This window comes from Methylophilus sp. (assembly GCF_008015755.1).
In the GTDB taxonomy this organism is placed as follows: Bacteria; Pseudomonadota; Gammaproteobacteria; order Burkholderiales; family Methylophilaceae; genus Methylophilus.
In genome coordinates this window covers 1-17,554 of record NZ_SSGF01000026.1, presented here as the reverse complement: position 1 = coordinate 17,554, position 17,554 = coordinate 1, and the positions used below count along the sequence as shown (strand labels likewise).

12 protein-coding genes, 1 tRNA gene and 1 rRNA gene are annotated in these 17,554 nt (G+C 51.6%); 1 reads left to right on the top strand and 13 read right to left on the bottom strand.

The features are described 5' to 3' along the window. From E6Q52_RS10290 to htpG, 13 genes are all read right to left on the bottom strand, one after another. Window positions 1-221: ribosomal RNA gene (locus E6Q52_RS10290) — 16S ribosomal RNA — on the bottom strand; the annotation flags it as partial. Between the two features lie 345 nt (window positions 222-566). Then, window positions 567-643, bottom strand: a tRNA-Met gene (locus E6Q52_RS10285). A 75-nt stretch (window positions 644-718) separates the two neighbouring features. Next, complete coding sequence (gene msbA / locus E6Q52_RS10280) at window positions 719-2,452, bottom strand: lipid A export permease/ATP-binding protein MsbA (protein WP_292821700.1); 1,734 nt, start codon at window positions 2,450-2,452, stop codon at window positions 719-721. Between the two features lie 18 nt (window positions 2,453-2,470). Continuing rightward, window positions 2,471-3,409, bottom strand: a complete 939-nt coding sequence (locus tag E6Q52_RS10275) for a glycosyltransferase family 9 protein (RefSeq protein WP_292821699.1) — start codon at window positions 3,407-3,409, stop codon at window positions 2,471-2,473. A 10-nt stretch (window positions 3,410-3,419) separates the two neighbouring features. After that, window positions 3,420-4,472 (bottom strand): glycosyltransferase, encoded by a 1,053-nt coding sequence (locus E6Q52_RS10270; RefSeq protein ID WP_292821697.1) that lies wholly within the window; start codon window positions 4,470-4,472, stop codon window positions 3,420-3,422. Next, window positions 4,465-5,577 (bottom strand): glycosyltransferase family 9 protein, encoded by a 1,113-nt coding sequence (locus tag E6Q52_RS10265; RefSeq protein WP_292821695.1) that lies wholly within the window; start codon window positions 5,575-5,577, stop codon window positions 4,465-4,467. The genes E6Q52_RS10270 and E6Q52_RS10265 overlap by 8 nt, the downstream gene beginning before the upstream one ends. Beyond that, a complete protein-coding gene (locus E6Q52_RS10260) occupies window positions 5,561-6,811 on the bottom strand; it encodes an O-antigen ligase (RefSeq protein WP_292821693.1) in 1,251 nt (416 codons plus the stop codon). Before E6Q52_RS10260 ends, E6Q52_RS10265 begins: the two co-directional genes overlap by 17 nt. A gap of 2 nt (window positions 6,812-6,813) precedes the next feature. Next, window positions 6,814-7,938: a glycosyltransferase gene (locus E6Q52_RS10255; RefSeq protein WP_292821691.1), complete on the bottom strand. Its 1,125-nt coding sequence runs from the start codon at window positions 7,936-7,938 to the stop codon at window positions 6,814-6,816. 16 nt (window positions 7,939-7,954) lie between these two features. Beyond that, window positions 7,955-8,926 (bottom strand): ELM1/GtrOC1 family putative glycosyltransferase, encoded by a 972-nt coding sequence (locus tag E6Q52_RS10250; protein ID WP_292821689.1) that lies wholly within the window; start codon window positions 8,924-8,926, stop codon window positions 7,955-7,957. Window positions 8,927-9,055: 129 nt separating this feature from the next. Then, window positions 9,056-9,811 (bottom strand): DUF4197 domain-containing protein, encoded by a 756-nt coding sequence (locus E6Q52_RS10245; protein WP_292821687.1) that lies wholly within the window; start codon window positions 9,809-9,811, stop codon window positions 9,056-9,058. A 92-nt stretch (window positions 9,812-9,903) separates the two neighbouring features. Continuing rightward, the gene (locus tag E6Q52_RS10240; protein ID WP_292821685.1) at window positions 9,904-12,405 is read right to left on the bottom strand and encodes a glycogen/starch/alpha-glucan phosphorylase; all 2,502 of its coding nucleotides are present in this window, start codon (window positions 12,403-12,405) and stop codon (window positions 9,904-9,906) included. A 157-nt stretch (window positions 12,406-12,562) separates the two neighbouring features. Further along, entirely contained in the window at window positions 12,563-13,813 is a 1,251-nt protein-coding gene (locus E6Q52_RS10235; RefSeq protein ID WP_292821683.1) for an OmpP1/FadL family transporter, read from the bottom strand. 504 nt (window positions 13,814-14,317) lie between these two features. After that, on the bottom strand, window positions 14,318-16,231 hold the full coding sequence (htpG, locus tag E6Q52_RS10230; protein ID WP_292821681.1) for a molecular chaperone HtpG: 1,914 nt from the start codon (window positions 16,229-16,231) through the stop codon (window positions 14,318-14,320). Between the two features lie 257 nt (window positions 16,232-16,488). Here htpG and E6Q52_RS10225 point away from each other — a divergent pair, with 257 nt between their 5' ends. Next, window positions 16,489-17,121, top strand: coding sequence for a diguanylate cyclase (locus E6Q52_RS10225; protein ID WP_292821679.1), 633 nt, complete (start codon window positions 16,489-16,491; stop codon window positions 17,119-17,121). Window positions 17,122-17,554 lie beyond the last annotated feature (433 nt).

The window sequence follows — 17,554 nt, the reverse complement described above, 5'->3', positions numbered from 1 at the left end:
CTTATAACGTAAGGTCCGAAGATCCCCTACTTTCCCCCTCAGGGCGTATGCGGTATTAGCTAATCTTTCGACTAGTTATCCCCCATTACAAGGTACGTTCCGATATATTACTCACCCGTTCGCCACTAATCCCCCTAGCAAGCTAAGGTTCATCGTTCGACTTGCATGTGTAAAGCATTCCGCCAGCGTTCAATCTGAGCCAGGATCAAACTCTTCAGTTTAATTCCTAACTATTACTTTTTTACCTCTTAAAAGAGGCGGTATTCGTTTCGCTTTACTTACATAAATGTAAGTACTCAAATTCATTTCAAGGTATGTGCGTTGTTACACTGTACATACTTGTCATAAATCTAAGTGTAAGCATTTGTATTTTCTGAGTTTCTACGCATTAAATGCGCTTCACTCAACGACAAACACCCACACTTATCAGTCATCCTAATTTTTAAAGAACAGTGCCTCGAAAGCTTTTCGCAGAACGTTTCGTTTCAAGCGAAGGGCGCATTATACAGAGCTTTTTCGATTGGTCAAGCATCAAATCTATTTAATTTTTAAACGACTTTTTTGCTTGGTTGCGGGAACAGGATTTGAACCTGTGACCTTCGGGTTATGAGCCCGACGAGCTGCCAGACTGCTCCATCCCGCGTCCGAATCGACTAGTAAAACTTGTGTTGCGTCGAGAGGTGAGACTATAGCAAAGATTCAAAAACAGTGTCAACAGTTATTTGCGAATTGCATGCATATTGTAGAGGGCGGCATATTTGCCCCCAGCCTGCATGAGTTGTTCGTGCTGCCCCTCTTCCACGATTTGACCTTGATCCATCACGATAATTCGACTGGCGTGCTGTATGGTGGTCAGGCGATGCGCAATCATGATGGTGGTTTTGCCAGCCATGAGTTGATTCAAGGCAGCCTGTACTTGATGTTCGGATTCGTTATCCAGCGCTGACGTGGCCTCGTCCAGAATTAATATAGGCGCATTTTTGAGCATGGCACGCGCGATGGAGAGCCGCTGACGCTGGCCACCGGACAGACGCAGGCCGCGGTCACCAATATGGGTCTCTAATTGTTGCGGCAGCTTTTCGATAAACTCCCAGGCATACGCCGCCTTGGCCGCCGCAATCACCGCCTCTTTAGTCGCGCCGCGCAAACTACCATAAGCAATATTATTATAAATAGTGTCGTTAAACAGCACGGTGTCCTGACTGACCAGTGCAAACTGCTGCCGCAAATGTGGCAGTGGTAGTTGCTGAATATCGATGCCATTGATGGTGATCTTACCTTGCTGACTTTCGTGAAAGCGCGGCAACAGATTGACCAGCGTGGATTTTCCGCCGCCCGACACGCCCACCAGCGCAATACTCTCCCCCGCCTGAATCGTCAGGTTAAGTTGCTGTAATGCTGCCTGTTGACCATAAGGATATTGAAAAACCACATTCTGCAATTGAATCTCTTTAATCGGCGCCTGCAATAGCAACCTGCCCTGATTAATTTCTGCCGACGTATCCAGCACGGCAAATACGCTCTGGCAGGCGGTGACTGCGATTTGTACATCTTCATTGACCGAGGCAATCGCCTTGACTGGCCCAATGAGCATCAGCAAGGCGCCAATAAACGCGGCGAACTCTCCTGCCGTGAACTGCCCAGCCGAGTAGAAAATCACCATCCCCAGTGCAATCGCGGCCAGCATTTCGACAAACATACTATTAAGCCCCGAAATACGCCCCAGCCGCACCATCATCTGCCGGTTGGTGGCGGCGATACTGCTGAAGCGTTGGTATTCGTAAGCTTGTCCATTAAAAATTTTGACCACGCGCTGGCCGCTGGCGGCTTCTTCAATCACTTGTGTCATGTCCGACATACTGGCCTGCACCTGTTTGCCCGAGTTACGCAGCTTGGGCGTCATTTTTTTCAGGTAGCGTGTCATGATTGGTGCCAGCATTAAAAACACCAGCGTCAGTTGCCAGTCCAGATACAACATATAGGCCACGATACCGACAATGGTCAGACTGTCGCGTACCGATGAAATAATGACTTTGGTCACAGCGCTATAGAGTTGCTCGCAATCGAACGTCATTTTGGTGGTGATATTCGCGATGGCATGCTGGTCAAAAAAACTGGCGGGTAAAGTCAGCAAATGGCCAAAGACGTGATTGCGCACATCTTCAATCACTCGCCGCCCGACAATACGCACCAGGTAATTAGCGCCAAACCCGGCCAAGGCCCGCACAAACAACAAACCGCAAAGCATGGCAGCCAGATCAATACGTGCACTGGTTTCAGCATGCCCGGCAAACCCTTCATCGGTCACATGCTTGATCGTGCTCAAGAAGCCCGTATTGCTCGCAGACAGCATCACCAGGCAGCACAAGGCCATGGCAAACGTCAGCCAATACGGTTTGAGATAAGCCATCAATCTGGCTAATTGTGTGTAAGCACTCGGTGTATGACGCATAAGAATGATTGATACCTGTTATCGCGCGATATGCGTGTTGGCTGTGCACGCAACTGCACGTTGCGGCAATAATGGGTGCAATCGGTCTACCACCGCTTGCACCATGATGCCCAAAATATTGTGTTGTGGGTTCTGGATAAAAGACGCCTGCGTGGACCAAGGCAAATAGCGCACAGGGGACCCTGGCCCGAACAGGGTTAAGGTGGGCAGCCCAGCGGCGGCGGCTATATGGCCGAGGCCAGAATCGTTGCCCAGATACATCTGGCATTGCTTAAGCAATGCATAGGATTGCGGCAGACTCAAGCGCCCACAGGCATCGTAGACTGGCAGCATCGCCTGCGCAATAAACTGCTTTGCCAGCGCGTGATCTGCCGCGCTACCCAGCAATACGACGCCATCGATGTGCGCAGCCAAGGCATTCGCGACGGCCACATAGCGGTCAATCGGCCAGATTTTTCCGGCAAAGTTCGCGCCTGGCCCAATCGCCAACCAGCGGCCTGGTGTTGGAAACTGGGCGGCTACCATGCGCTGATCTTGCTCGCTGGCCCACAACTGTAAACACGGCGCACGTTCGCCCACCAGATGGCTGATGGCAGACAGGTGTTTTGTTACCGAGTGCAGATGGAGTGTGCTGTGATTGCTGCGTTTCTTAAATTTTTGCTGTCCCCGCAGTAAATACACCAGAAAATCCGTACGCAGATCGACCATGATGTCGTAACGGGTTTGCCTTAATGCACGGATTAGTTGCACATAACCTGCCCAGCCCGTTTTTTTATCGCGCACAAACCGCTGGCCAATATAAGGACAAGCTTCAAACAAGGCCGATGAACGCGGATCGCAGACTAAGTCTATACGCGCAGCAGGAAACTGCGCATGGAGGACGGCGAGTACCGGCGTGGTCATAATGGCATCGCCAATATTCGACAGGGTGATGACAAGGATGCGTGGTGAGGTCATGACGGATAGGTTATTGTGGCTTGAGATGCATCGCGCTCAGTGCCGCCAGTAATTGTTGTTGCAATCGGCTTTCAGAGAAATGCGTGCAATATAAGGTATGCGCAGCCAGCCCTTTGTCGCGGGCACCAAGCGACCATTGCATCACTGCCTCCGCCAGCGCCAGCGGGTTGGCTGCCTCAATTTGCCATAAGCCATGATTCGGCCCATGCGCGATCCCTGCTGGATAAGCCACACTGGCACGCGTAATCACCGGTTTTGCACATGCCAGTGCTTGGAATACTTTATTGGGAATCACTTGTGCCGCTTTCTCTGAGCCCCCAAACACACCCAGGACAATATCGGCCTGCGCAATGCGCTGCGGCAATAACGCATACGGCAGACTGGGCTCAAAGCGCACATTGGCGAGCCCAGCGGCCTGTTGCTGCGCCTGGGCTTTGGCTGGGCCATCGCCCAGTAGCACCCATTGAATATGCGGTTGATGACTGGTGCGCCTGGCCGCCGCAATGACCGTTTCTACTCCGTGCAGCGCAATAAAACTGCCATAAAACAAGACCTCAACCAACGCTGGCCCATGCGCAGCCTGCACTGGGGAAAACAATGGCTGCTCAGCACCAACATAGACACAGGCGGTTTGCGCCGGAGCCAGGTCAAAGCGCTGCATAAACATCTGCCGCTGCGGTTCGGTATCCAGCAACACCATATCCACCGCCTGCAACCACTTGGTCTCACGCTTGAGCAAACGTTGCGCCGCACCACTCTCAGGGTTATATTTGTCACGCTCATAGACTTGCTTTTGCCAGGCACTGATCAGAGGATCGAACAACACAGGAATGTTTTTTTTGCGCGCCCAGCGGCTGGCCGCGGCCACATCGCGGTGCCTGAAGCACGGCACCCAGACCAGATCAGCGCTCAAGCCTTTCAGTTGTGCTTCAATATCAGCCAGCGCACTGATGCGCGGTGAAAAATCAATCAGCTGATAACCCAGCGACTGCAACAACTGTCGGCAAATGCGGTTGCGCGAGTAATCGCGGTCAGAACGCCCCCACCAAATAACACTAGGCATGCGGCGCTCCTGGTAGAGAGGACAGCAGGCGTTGCGGTGACAGCTGCTGCATGCAAGAGTGATGGCTACACTGCTTGGCATAACAATTTTTACAAGGCAGGTCGAGTTGCACTGCAAGCACATGCTGCCCTGGCGGCTTCACCCGTCGTGGATTGGTCGGGCCACAAATCACCGTCATCGGCGTTTGGGTGGCAGCAGCCAAATGGGCGGTGCCGGTATCATTCGCCACAATGGCCTTGGCATGCGCGCAAATCACAGGCACCTCGAGTAAACTGGTTTGCCCACACAAATTCACCACCTGTAGCGGATACTGGCGCGCGATGGCCAGGCACTCGTCAGCCTCGTCATGGCCACCTAGCAATACCACGCGCTCACCGCGCTGCAGGTAATGCCCTACCAAGGCGGCATAATGCTGCGCCCCCCAACGCTTGGTGCGGCCGCTGGCATGGCTACCGCATAAAAAAACCACAAATGACTTGGATTGCAGCCCATATTGCGCCAATCGCTGCTCGGCGGACGCCACTGACGATGGCGCGATATGCAGCTTGGGCGCATCGGTGCGCAAAGCAATGCCTGCACAGAGCAAGGTTTGCTGCATGATTTGAAAACTGTGTGCCTGCGGCAAAGGCTGTGGCTGCTTAATCGTGTAAGGAAATCGCGGGTGATTACCTAATAATAAAGCAGGGGCTTTGCCCATCAGCCTAAGCATCATGAGTAAGCCGCGACTTTTATCATTGGTTTGCAAATCAATGATCAGGTCATATTGCCTCGTCACCACTTCGGCCAGCCATTGCCTGTAGGCACGCCAGCGGCCCGGCTTTTGCTGTAGATTAACGCACCACACTTTGCTAAACCTGGGGTCATCGGCAAACAGCGATTGCCAGGCCGGCATGGTGTTCAAGTGCAATTCGGCCTGCGGTAAAGCCAGGTAAATATCTTGCATGATGGCCGTACTGATGACGATATCGCCCATGCCGCCCCATTTAATGATGAGGATACGCTTGATGGCGGGGTCGCGCGGTAAGTCGCGCACAATGGTGTGATCCAGCGTTGCGCTCAAACAATCGGCATCCTGGTATTGCATGAGCCTAGGTTGCACGGTCATCTTGGCTCCGCTCCAGGCTGGCGATCAATGCGCAAACCAGCAACAGTAATACCGGAAACCACCACGGCACTAGCATCGGCTGAGTCGTATTGATAGGAAAATAAATCACCATCAAAGGCAAGGCATAAGGCCATGCCTGGTGCTGGCTGAGCATATCGGCCTGCCTGAACCAGCGCACACATAACACCACAATCGCCACCAGACCCAAGCCACCGATCAGCCCGGTTTCCGCCAGCCATTCGACATAGATATTATGGCTGTGTGTGCGGTTAGCCACAAAACGGTCATCCGCGCGGCTGGCATATTGCGCATAGGCACGCTTGTAGTTATTGCTGCCTATGCCAGTGAGCGGTTCGGCCTGCCACATGCGCAAGCCTGTTTCCCACAAATTGAGACGGTAGGTCAGTGCGTGGTTAAAGCGGTCAAATGTTGTCTGCTCTGACACGGTCATGGCTTGTGTGGCCTGAAGTTTGGTTTTTGCCAGCTGCGGATTGAGCAGACTAGACAACATAGCGACCAGCAGCGGGATAGCCAAGACAGCCAGCCAAACTTTCCACCCAGGCTGGCGACGCCATAGCCCGAGCAGCAACATCAGCATATAAATATAGAGATAGCCCCGGGCTCCCGATAACACAACCACCACACCCGCGCCAAGCAGCATTGCCCAGGCCAGCCAGCCATAGTTAGACTGCCAGTGATAAAAAATCAGCGGCAGCACCGCCAGCATCAAAATCCCCTGATGCAAATCGCTAAACATGCCGGTGATACGCCCTTCTGGCGTTCTGGGCATACCCAGCATGTCCACGCCACACAGATATTGAATCGCGCTATCCAGTATCCACAGGGCAATGACCCAAGCCAGCCAGCGCGCGAGCAACTGTCTGGCCAGCGTTTGCTGCAACAACAGCACCAGCGCAAGCCCCGCCAGATACATCAGGCTAAACCAGGCGATCGCGACACATGTGGCTTTCACATCAAACGCATGCAGCAATGACAACCACATCGGTAGCCATAACAGCAGAAACACCATGGTCCAGCGGCGCACTGCGCGCTGCTCGCGCAATGCTGAAAATTTTACCAACAACAATCCCCCACCCACCATGGCCAGTAACAAGGTAGGCAATCTGGCGCCGCCCGAAAAAGGGCTCCAGACGATGATCATCACGGCAAATAGCAAGCAGGCATTGATCAATGTGCGCGGCATGGCGAGAGGGGGATTTGAATGAGCAAGCATGGTCAACTTCTTCGCGCAGCGTCAGCCATCACATCCTGATACACAGCTAGGGTTCTTTGCTGCATCACTTGTAATGAAAACTGCGTATTAGGTAACACGGTGGGCGGTTGTGCCAGCCAACTCAGTGTGAGCATGGCGACCTCGGCCACGTTACCCACCGGCACGGCGCCTTCTGGCAACAGCGCTGCCAATTGCTCCGCGACACCGCCATGCTGGTAGCCAATCACCGGCACGCCAAGACTCAGCGCCTCTAATGTGGTGCGGCCAAACGCTTCTGGCTCGGTCGATAACGAATACACAATACTGGCCATGGCCATGATCTGTTTGACGTCCTGTCGATAGCCGGTCAATGTAATCTGCTCCGATAACCCCGCTGCATGAATCTTTTGCTGCAAACTCGCTGCAAAAGATTGCTTGTCACTCGCCACTTCACCCACCAGCAAGGCATGCACGTCTTGATGCTGCTGGCAGACGATGCGCAATATCTCGACAAAATCTGTTGCACCTTTCCAGCGCGAAATTCTGGCGGGCAACACCAGCAGGCGTTTGCCGCGCGTATGTGGGTATTCGGCAAACCAATCCTGCTTCCAGCCATCGTCTGGCTGATAACCGGGCCGGTATTGAGAGGTATCCACACCGCGGTAGATGAGCTGCATTCTTTGTGGATCCACCTGATAGGCGTGTTGCGCATAAGCCAGTATCGTTTTTGAAATCACAATCACGCGTTCACCGCAGGTCATGATGCGGCTATACCAACCTGGCCGGTAATAGCCATGCACAGTGGTCACCAAGCGCGGCCTTTGTGCCGCAGGCATGCCTTTCCAGGCCAAATAAACCACCCATGCTGGAAAACGCGAGCGCACATGCACAATATCGACTTGCTCACGCCGCCAACATTCACGCAACTTGGGAATCAATAAAAAAGTCAGTAGCGATTTGCGACCGATCGGGTAAGTCAAATGACGACTGCCTGCCGCCTCTAGCGCAGACACCATGCGCCCGCCCGCCGACATCAGCAAAGAACGGTGCCCTTGCGCCACCAGGTGCGATGCAATTTCTAAGGTGCCCCGCTCTACCCCGCCTGATTGCAAGGCAGGTAATATTTGTAACACGGTCAGTTTACGCAAAACAAAAATTCAACAATTAAGTGAGTCGTGACACTAGGCGACGGCCTGCAGAAGATTGGCTGAAGTGAGCTAGCAACGCGTCGCAGCAGCGCCCGGCTTCGTTAAACCCGAGCACGGGCCGCATATACTGGCGATATAAACCATAAGGGTCATACCTGGTCACCAACTGGCGGTCAATTAAAGTTGCGATACCTCGGCTGACACGGCTATTGCCTTGGGCAGGTAGATTAATCAGCCCCACCGCCACTTGTGCCGTGAGCGCTTCATAGACCATAGACACAGAGTCCTCAGTCACCCAGGCGCTAGATACACGTGCCAATGTCGTTTGCACCCAGTCTTTATCGGTGTCAGCAATCGGGATGATGGTCAGGTTAGCCAGCCGCACCCGCTGCATGGCGGAGACAAAGCTGGCGGGCGTGCGCCTGGAGGTGGTGAGGATAAAATGCACATCCGTATGTTTGCGGACCAGGTCATAGACTTGCGCAATCACGCCTAACTCGTCCCACTCAAAATGTTTGCTAGGGCCACCAATCATGATCAGCACATCATCACTGTCTTTGCTTTGCGCGGCCGCAGGCTGGATATGATTGATCACGCCACGTGTTTCAATAAAACTGGAAAAACCACGGTATTGATCGTGTTCAGGAATCAGGCAGACATCGAATAACTCGGCAGGCAAGCTAGGCTGCATCATGCACACGGTTTTACCACCGTAGGCACGTTTAGCCGCCAGCATATGGCCGTGCGTAGCATGACCGGCCCCCACAATCATGTCTGGCTGGGGCAACTGTTTACCAGCAGGCCACACGCCAGCAGCCAGATACAGCCAGCCAGCACCACTGCGGCCCACAGCAATATCCACCACTTGCACCGCCAGGCGCTGCCGCATGGCATTGACCAACCCTAAAGACTGATGCTCATGACCAGGCTTGCCGTCTAACAGACGCCACACCACGAGAGCATTATTTGAACGATTTTGACTGATCATTTGCACCACCTGCACATGCCGTGCAGATTAGTGGCGCATCATGACAAAAGGATTAAAGTAAAAAGAAGGAATTATGTCGAAACACCCGCGCCAGCGCGCAGGTGCAATATAAAAGCTGATGAAAATCAGCTACTTGGCTGCGCCAAATACCTTTTTGAGCAGACTACTGGCCTGACCCATCGGGTCCTGGCGAATCGCCGCTTCTTCTTTGGCAATCATCAGGTACACGCCATCGAGCGCTTTTTGCGTCACATATTGATTAATGTTGGCGTCTTCTTTTTTAATCACACCAAACTTGCTGCCCATCTCGGCATACTTATTATACGTATCTGCCAGTTGCACATTGGCGGTGGCTTTTTGCACGATAGGCAGGAACTTGGCTGCCATATCGGTAGAAGTGGTTTTCTTAAAGTATTGCGTGGCAGCATCTTGCGGGCCGGTGAGTATATTTTTAGCATCGGTCACACTCATTTGTTTGACCGAGTTCACCAGCAGCGTTTTGGCTTCAGGCACGGCTTGTTCGGCGGCGCGGTTCATTTTTAAGATCAACTCATCGGCCTGGCTGCCCATCCCAACCATACGCATGCCTTTTTCAATTTTTTTCAAAGAATCTGGCAACGGGATTTTGACGTCTTTATTGCCCATAAAGCCATCAGTGGCGCCCAGCAGGCCAACCGCCTTGCTCACACCCTGGTTCAGTGCCTGCTTGAGGCCATCGCTGGTTTCCTGCTCAGTCAAGTTACTCACGGCACTGTTATTGCCACCGCTGCTACTGGTCGTGCTGCCGCCGACCTTTTCAACCATCTCCCCCAAGCCTTTGAGGTCCAATGCTTGTGCATCTGTGATTAATAAACCGGCCAACAATACCCATGCTGTGTTTTTCATGATAACGCTCTTTAACAAGTTAATGCAGTGTACCCATAAAGCACAAAGCAAGTCCAGATGGACTTGCTTTGTTGACGCTGCCAGATAAAAAATCAGGCTTTAAATGGTGAAACCTGCCAGATGCGCTGTGCGTATTCGGCAATGGTGCGGTCACTGGAGAATTTCGCCATGCGCGCCACATTCAAAATCGCCATGCGTGACCAGGCCTCTTCATCCTGATACAAGGCAGCAACCTTTTCTTGCGCGGTGACATACGCCGCATAATCGGCCAGCAACAGGTATTGATCGCCTTTGTGCAACAAGGTATCAACAATCGCCTGGTAGCGGCCAGGCTCTTCTACCGAGAAGAAGCCGTTACCTATCATATCTATGACTTGTTTCAGCTCACTATTGCCGTGGTAATAGTCCCACGGGTTGTAGCTGCTGGCTTTGAGTTGTGCCACTTCTGGCGTGGTCAGGCCAAAAATAAAGATATTCTCGTCGCCGACTTCTTCTTTAATCTCCACGTTGGCACCATCCAGCGTACCGATGGTGAGCGCACCGTTGAGCGCCATTTTCATATTACCCGTGCCGCTGGCCTCCGTGCCTGCGGTAGAAATCTGCTCGGACAAATCTGCCCCCGGGAAAAGGATTTCTGCCGCACTCACCTCATAGTTAGGGTAGAACACCACTTTTAACTGGTCGTTGACAGCCGGATCGTTATTAATCATGGTCGCCACGTCGTTAATCAGGCGAATAATCTGCTTGGCCAGCCAATAACCAGGCGCGGCTTTTCCAGCAAAAATCACCACACGCGGCGTATGCTGGCTCACTTGTCCGCTACGGATACGGTTATACAAAGTGATCACGTGCAACACATTTAACAACTGGCGCTTGTATTCGTGGATACGCTTGATTTGCACATCGAACAAAGCATTGGTGTTGATAGCGATGCCGGTTTTTTGCAGGATTTTATCGGCCAACCGCTGTTTGTTGGCTTTTTTCACCTCGCGAAAAGCTTTTCTAAACGCGGCATTGTCCGCAAACGGTTCGATCTGTTTAATCAGGCTGAGGTCTTTTTGAAAACCGGTGCCAATATGTTTGGTTAACAAGCTGGTTAACAAGGGATTGGCCTGATTTAACCAGCGGCGCGGCGTAATGCCATTGGTGACATTGGTAAACTTGCCTGGGTAGATTTTAGTAAAGTCGGCAAACAAGGTGGTTTTTAACAACTCACTATGCAGCTCGGCCACGCCGTTCACGGTATGGCTACCGACAATCGCCAGATGCGCCATGCGTACCCGGCGGCCATGGCTTTCATCAATAATCGACACGCGTTGCAACAAAGCCGTATCGCCTGGAAAGCGACGGTTCACCATCTGCAAGAACTGATGGTTGATTTCGTAAATAATCTCCAGATGACGCGGTAACAACTGGCCAAACAAATCCACCGACCAGGTTTCCAGCGCCTCTGGCATCAGGGTGTGGTTGGTGTAGGCAAACATTTTGGTGACCAGCTTCCAGGCGGTATCCCATGGCAAGTGATAGTGATCAACCAACTGGTGCATCATTTCTGCCACCGCAATGGACGGATGGGTATCGTTGAGCTGAATCGCCACTTTTTCTGGCAGCGTATTCCAGTCAGCGTTGTAGTTGGTAAAGCGGTGCAGAATATCCTGCGTAGACGCCGAGACAAAGAAATACTGCTGCTTCAGGCGCAAGGCTTTGCCAGACTCAGAAGTATCGTTGGGGTACAGCACCTGCGAAATGGTCTCTGCGCTGTGACGGCCTTCAACTGACTTTTCGTAATTGCCCTCATTAAAATGGGCGAGGTCAAATTCGTTGGTCGCCTTGGCCGACCACAAACGCAAATTATTCACGGTTTGCGTGCCATAGCCAGGTACCGGCACATCGTAGGGCATGGCCACCACAGTCTCGTGATCTACCCAGTGATGCTCGATACCGTGCTCGGTATGCACATGCAACACGCGGCCATAAAATTTCACTTCACAGGTATGCTCAGGACGCTGTACTTCCCAGATATTCTGATAGCGCAACCAGTTATCCGGGTTTTCTTTCTGCTGGCCGTTCTCAATCGTTTGCCTGAACATGCCATAGTCATAACGGATACCATAGCCGGTGGCCGGAATATCCATGGTCGCCATTGAGTCAACAAAGCACGCGGCCAGTCGCCCCAGGCCACCGTTACCCAAAGCAGCATCCGGCTCCATCTCGGCCACGCCTTCGAGCTTTTGGCCGATCTCCTGCAAGCCATCGCTTAGTTCCGGTGCAATGCCCAAATTAAGTGCGGCATTCGACAGCATGCGGCCAATCAAAAACTCTAGTGAAAGATAATAGACGCGCTTGGTATTCGCATCGCGATAAGCATCACGTGTATTCACCCAGCGGCTCATCAAATGGTCGCGCACGGTAAAGGCGGCGGTTTGATACCAGTCGCGCGTGGTGGCCCAAGAGTTTGATTTACCGATAGAAAACGTCATGTGGTTGCGTAACGCCTGTGGAATCGGCAGTTGCTCGAGCAAGAATTCATCGACGGCCTGCGCAGGGTCTGCTTTATCCGTCTTTTTAGGTGTTTTTTTCACATTGGCAGTCATACGTCTTCCCCTGAGGTGGTGATCACAAATTTGCTTTACATGAGCCAAAAGCAAAAAACAAGCCTACAGCAAGAATATGTCAGACATAAAAAAAGCCACCAACTTCATGCTGTGGCTTTTAATTATAACGCCCGAAGATGGCGAAAATAAAAGAGTTTTACAATTTCCAGGTATAGGCCACACCCAAAGCATCCTGATACATCTTCAGGTTTGCCTCGCCACCACCAAACGCCGCCGGAATCGAGTTGCTGCCATTCACGCTATTTTCAAACGCATGCGTATAAGAGAATGACAACTCAGATTGCGGGCTTAACACCCAGGTTGCGCCCAGCGACAGGTGATCTTTCACTACACCTGGCGCCAAAATATTCAGCAAGGTATCGCCGCGACGAATCGGCTGATCGACATGGTTAAACCCCGCCCGCAAGGTTAAAGCGGGGCTATATTGATACAGCGCACCAATCTTATACACTTTGGCATCTTGCCAGTTAAACCCGGCGCCATTGTCATTGCCCAGGCCGTTAAACAAATTCGCCTGTGAGGCATTGCCTACCGCATCCACCTCACTGTAATTAATCCGCTGAAAATCTGCTGCCAACGTCAATGCAGGCGTCACCTTCACCGCCACACCCACGCCATACGTCGATGGAATATCAAAGTCACCCTGCTCGGCAAACAGGCCTTTGTATTTATCAAACTTGCTCATATACGTGCGGCTCTGGTAAGTCGCGCCCAAGGTGACAGCGTCCGTAACCTCGCCCAGCCAGCCAACATGCACACCAACACCATAAGAATTGTCATGGCCATTGTTGGTCACCCGCCCGGGCGCAGCGCTAAATGTCGTGTTATCAAAGCCCTGTAAGCCTTTGGCCTCAAAGCGCTGATAAGCCAGGTTTAACGAGGCACCAATAATATGCTTTTCAGAGACTTTCCAAGTCACCGTAGGCGCCACGAATACCTGAATCAGGTCCACCCCGGCACTGCCCTGGCTTTGAAACAAAGGAATACCATTCTTATAATCGGTATTCATGCCGCCATTGCCATACACACTCACGCCTAACGTCACATCTTCAGAATATTGTTTGTTGTAGCCAAACTCAGGGATAAAGAAATTCTGCGTATCGTTGCCTTTGTAAGTGCCATTGGCACCAGGTGACGGGCTTCCCTCCAGCTCAGACTCACGCACCGGCCTAAACCAAGTGAGCCCTGCATCAATACGGTCACCGACTTTGCCCAGGCCTGCCGGGTTAGCCGCAGCCGCCAATGCATCTTGCGGCAAGGCAATGCCTACACCCGCCACGCCCTGTGAGCGCACGCCATAGCCATGCGCAAAATAGCCGTCGGTTGCCCAGGCACTGCCAAATGAAAAAGCGATTGCTACCGGAAAAATTTTTGACCACTTACGCATCTCAATCCTTCAATAACCTTGTTGGATTGCAATATAGCAAGCGATTTAAATTACAATAAATAATATATAATGATACACATATAACAAAAAAGAATTAAAGCCCGCTGTGCGGGCTTTAATGAATGATGGACTGATTACAGAATCAACCTTTGCATATCTCTAAAAAACTGACTATTGCCAATTGATGTGTATGCTGGCTGTTGATGTATTTACTTCATTCGGCCGACTGAGAACTAGTCCGCCCTACCGAGCTAGCTGTATCTAGATTAAAAATAGATAGAGTACTTTAATCAGCAAAAACAACGCCCTCTTCTGACTTATTTACATCGTTTGAATAATGCCATACGTATTAAAAAAGGCACAAAAAATATCGACGCTTTTGATGTTCTAAAATGTCTGTCCTCTTCCAAACGCGAATTGAAAATCGCTGGAACAACAAGATCGAGTTAGCTCAAAAAAGCCACCTAACTCAGGTGGCTTTTCTAATACTGCTAACTCAAACAATTACAAAATCAGGCTATTCATACGCTTAACAAAACTGGCTGGGTCTTCCAACTGACCGCCTTCGGCCAGCAAGGCTTGGTCAAACAACACATGCGCATAATCGGCAAACTTGGCATCGTCAGTTTCCGCGCCCAGTTTTTCTACCAGTCTATGCGTCGGGTTGATTTCGAGCACAGGTTTGCTGTCTGGCGCTTTTTGCCCGGCCGCTTTTAAAATACGCGCCAGGTTACCGGACAAATCATGCTCGCCAGCTACCAAGCAGGCTGGTGAGTCTGTCAGGCGATGCGTGACTTTCACTTCTTTCACAGTGTCGCCCAAGGCCGCCTTCAATCGCTCAACCAGATCTTTGGCTTGTTCTTCGACCTGTTTTTGCGCTTCTTTGTCAGCGTCGTCTTCCAGCTTGCCCAGATCCAAATCACCTTTGGCGATGGACTGTAACTTCTTGCCTTCAAACTCGGTCAAACCGCCCAGCAACCATTCATCGACCTTGTCAGACATCAGTAACACTTCAATGCCTTTTTTGCGGAAGATTTCCAGGTGCGGGGAGTTCTTCGCCGCAGCAAAGGTATCGGCGGTGATGTAGTAAATGGCTTCTTGCTCAGGCTTCATGCGCTCGATATAGGCCTTGAGCGACACATTTTGCTCTTCAGTATCGGCATGGGTAGAGGCAAAGCGCAACAAGCCAGCGATCTTGTCTTTATTGCCAAAATCTTCGCCCGGGCCTTCTTTGAGCACGCGGCCAAACTCGTTCCAGAACTTGGCGTAGTCTTCCGGTTTGTTTTCGGCCACGTCTTCAAGCAAGCTCAATACTTTTTTCACTGAGCCATTTTTAATCGCTTCCACATCGCGGCTGTCTTGCAGAATCTCGCGCGACACGTTTAATGGCAAATCGGCTGAATCAATCACGCCGCGCACAAAGCGCAGGTATTGCGGCATCAGCTTTTCTGCGTCTTCAAGAATAAATACACGCTTCACATATAACTTGATGCCCTGGCGGCGGTCGCGGTCATACAAGTCAAACGGTGCCTTGCCCGGCACATAGAGCAATGAAATGTACTCTTGCTTGCCCTCTACGCGGCTATGCGTATAAGCCAGCGGGTTTTCGTAATCGTGCGAAACGTGTTTATAAAACTCGTTGTACTCTTCTTCAGTGATGTCGCTTTTGCTACGCGCCCACAACGCCGAGGCTTTGTTGATGGTTTCGTCTTCATCAGTGGACACCATCTGGCCGCCTTCGCCATTCTCGCCATCTTTCCATTCGGATTTTTTCATGACGATAGGCAAGGTGATATGGTCAGAATACTTGCGAACGATGGTTTTCAGTTTCCAGTCATTGAGGAACTCATCTTCGCCTTCGCGCAGATGCAGAATCACCTCAGTACCACGACCAGCTTTTTCAGTGGTTTCAATGGTGAAATCGCCTTCACCGCCAGATTCCCATTTAATGGCTTCAGTTTCACCGGCGCGGCGTGTGATCAGTGTCACTTTGTCAGCGATGATAAAGCTGGAGTAAAAACCGACGCCAAACTGGCCAATCAGGTTGGCATCTTTAGCCTGGTCACCGGTCAGGTTTTGAAAGAACTCTTTGGTGCCAGACTTGGCAATGGTACCAATATTGTTAATCACCTCTTCACGGCGCATGCCGATGCCGTTATCGGCAATGGTCAATGTACGTGCGTCTTTATCAAACGTGATGTTGATCTTTAACTCGCTGTCGTTTTCATACAGGCTACCGTTAGAGATGGCTTCAAAACGCAATTTATCAGCCGCGTCCGATGCGTTGGAAATCAACTCGCGCAACACAATCTCTTTGTTGCTATACAGCGAGTGAATCATCAATTGCAGTAACTGTTTGACCTCGGCCTGAAAGCCCATGGTCTGTTTAGATGGCGATTCTGCGGTCGCAGTAGTCATGACAATTCCTCCAAAAAACGAGATTAAACACAAAAATTTACGTGTAGATGGGGAAGTAAAAACCGTTTTTCAAGAGGGGAATTAGCGACGCAGCATGACGCTGACAAAAACTCTCATTAAAACAGGGGCTACGCCGCTTGTATGCGCGCACAAACTGTCTAATTAGCACCTTGTTTGGCGCTTTATTTCAAGCGGGTCCAGCACACTTCTTGCTAGTGATTTGATGAAACCGCCTCGTTAGCAAACAGGAGTCAATCATGAATATTTTTCACACATTGATTGAGCAAATGCAGGTCATGCAGTTGCCGCTCACCGCCGTCACCCTGACCGCCGTGCCGCGCGCAGATACGCCTTTGCTACTTATGTTGCATTGGCATGGCTTCCGCAAGCAACCTACCCCCGCCCTGCCTATGCTTAAACCTATCCTGCAGCCAGTGCCCGGCTCGGCCTTGCAAATCAACGACCGCTGGCGCCAGCCTGAAGTCGTCGAAGAAGCCGTGCTCGATGCCGCCTGGCAATTAGGCGCTTGGGACGTGCAACGGGAAGAGCACCGCGCCTGCACCTACGTGGGTGCCAGCGAACACGAAGCGCTCGCCTGCAAACAGGCGTTTGGCAAATACGACGAAGAGCTCGAAAGCGAACTACTCATCAGCGAAGCCCCAGACCGTGACGAAATGTTGCAACTCGGTGCCAAAGTTGGGTATATCCGCTGGCAATTTAGGCCAGTGAATGGCGGTGTGTGGCAATCGACCGCTGAGGATGACACGTTACTGGAAGACGGACGGCGTATCCCGCCCTGCCCGATTCGGCCATTGGCACTAAAAGGGGGCAAATTGAGTAAGACGGCGTTTAGATTGGGGCAGATTAATCGGATTATTTTGTTGAAGTAGGTTTAGGATAGTGATGAACTCAAAGGGTTGTGCGTTTAAATTCAGTCTCTTTCGCCTCTAGGCGAGTCACTTTCTGATGCTTGCCCCTCAGAAAGTAACCAAAGAAGAGGGCACCCAGCCATCACAGCCTTCGGCTCCCTTGCGTTGCTTAACAAAATAAGCCGGTCACGAAACTCAACCTAGCGGGCTGCAAACCCCACAGCCCACCGCGGGATTCGGACAGTCGCTCCCTCTACTCTTATTTTGTCTCCGCTACTCAGCGTGATGGAATGGGATTATTCTCGCCAAACAAGCATAGTCGGGGTTGGGATGGTTAAAAAACCAGATTCTTTTTCTTCAATTCGCTTTCGGTGGCAGTCGCATGGTGTTCGGGGTCCCCATCTGACGCGCCGAGTAGCGCAGGCGAAGTGGGGGCTTTCGGCCATCGGCTGTT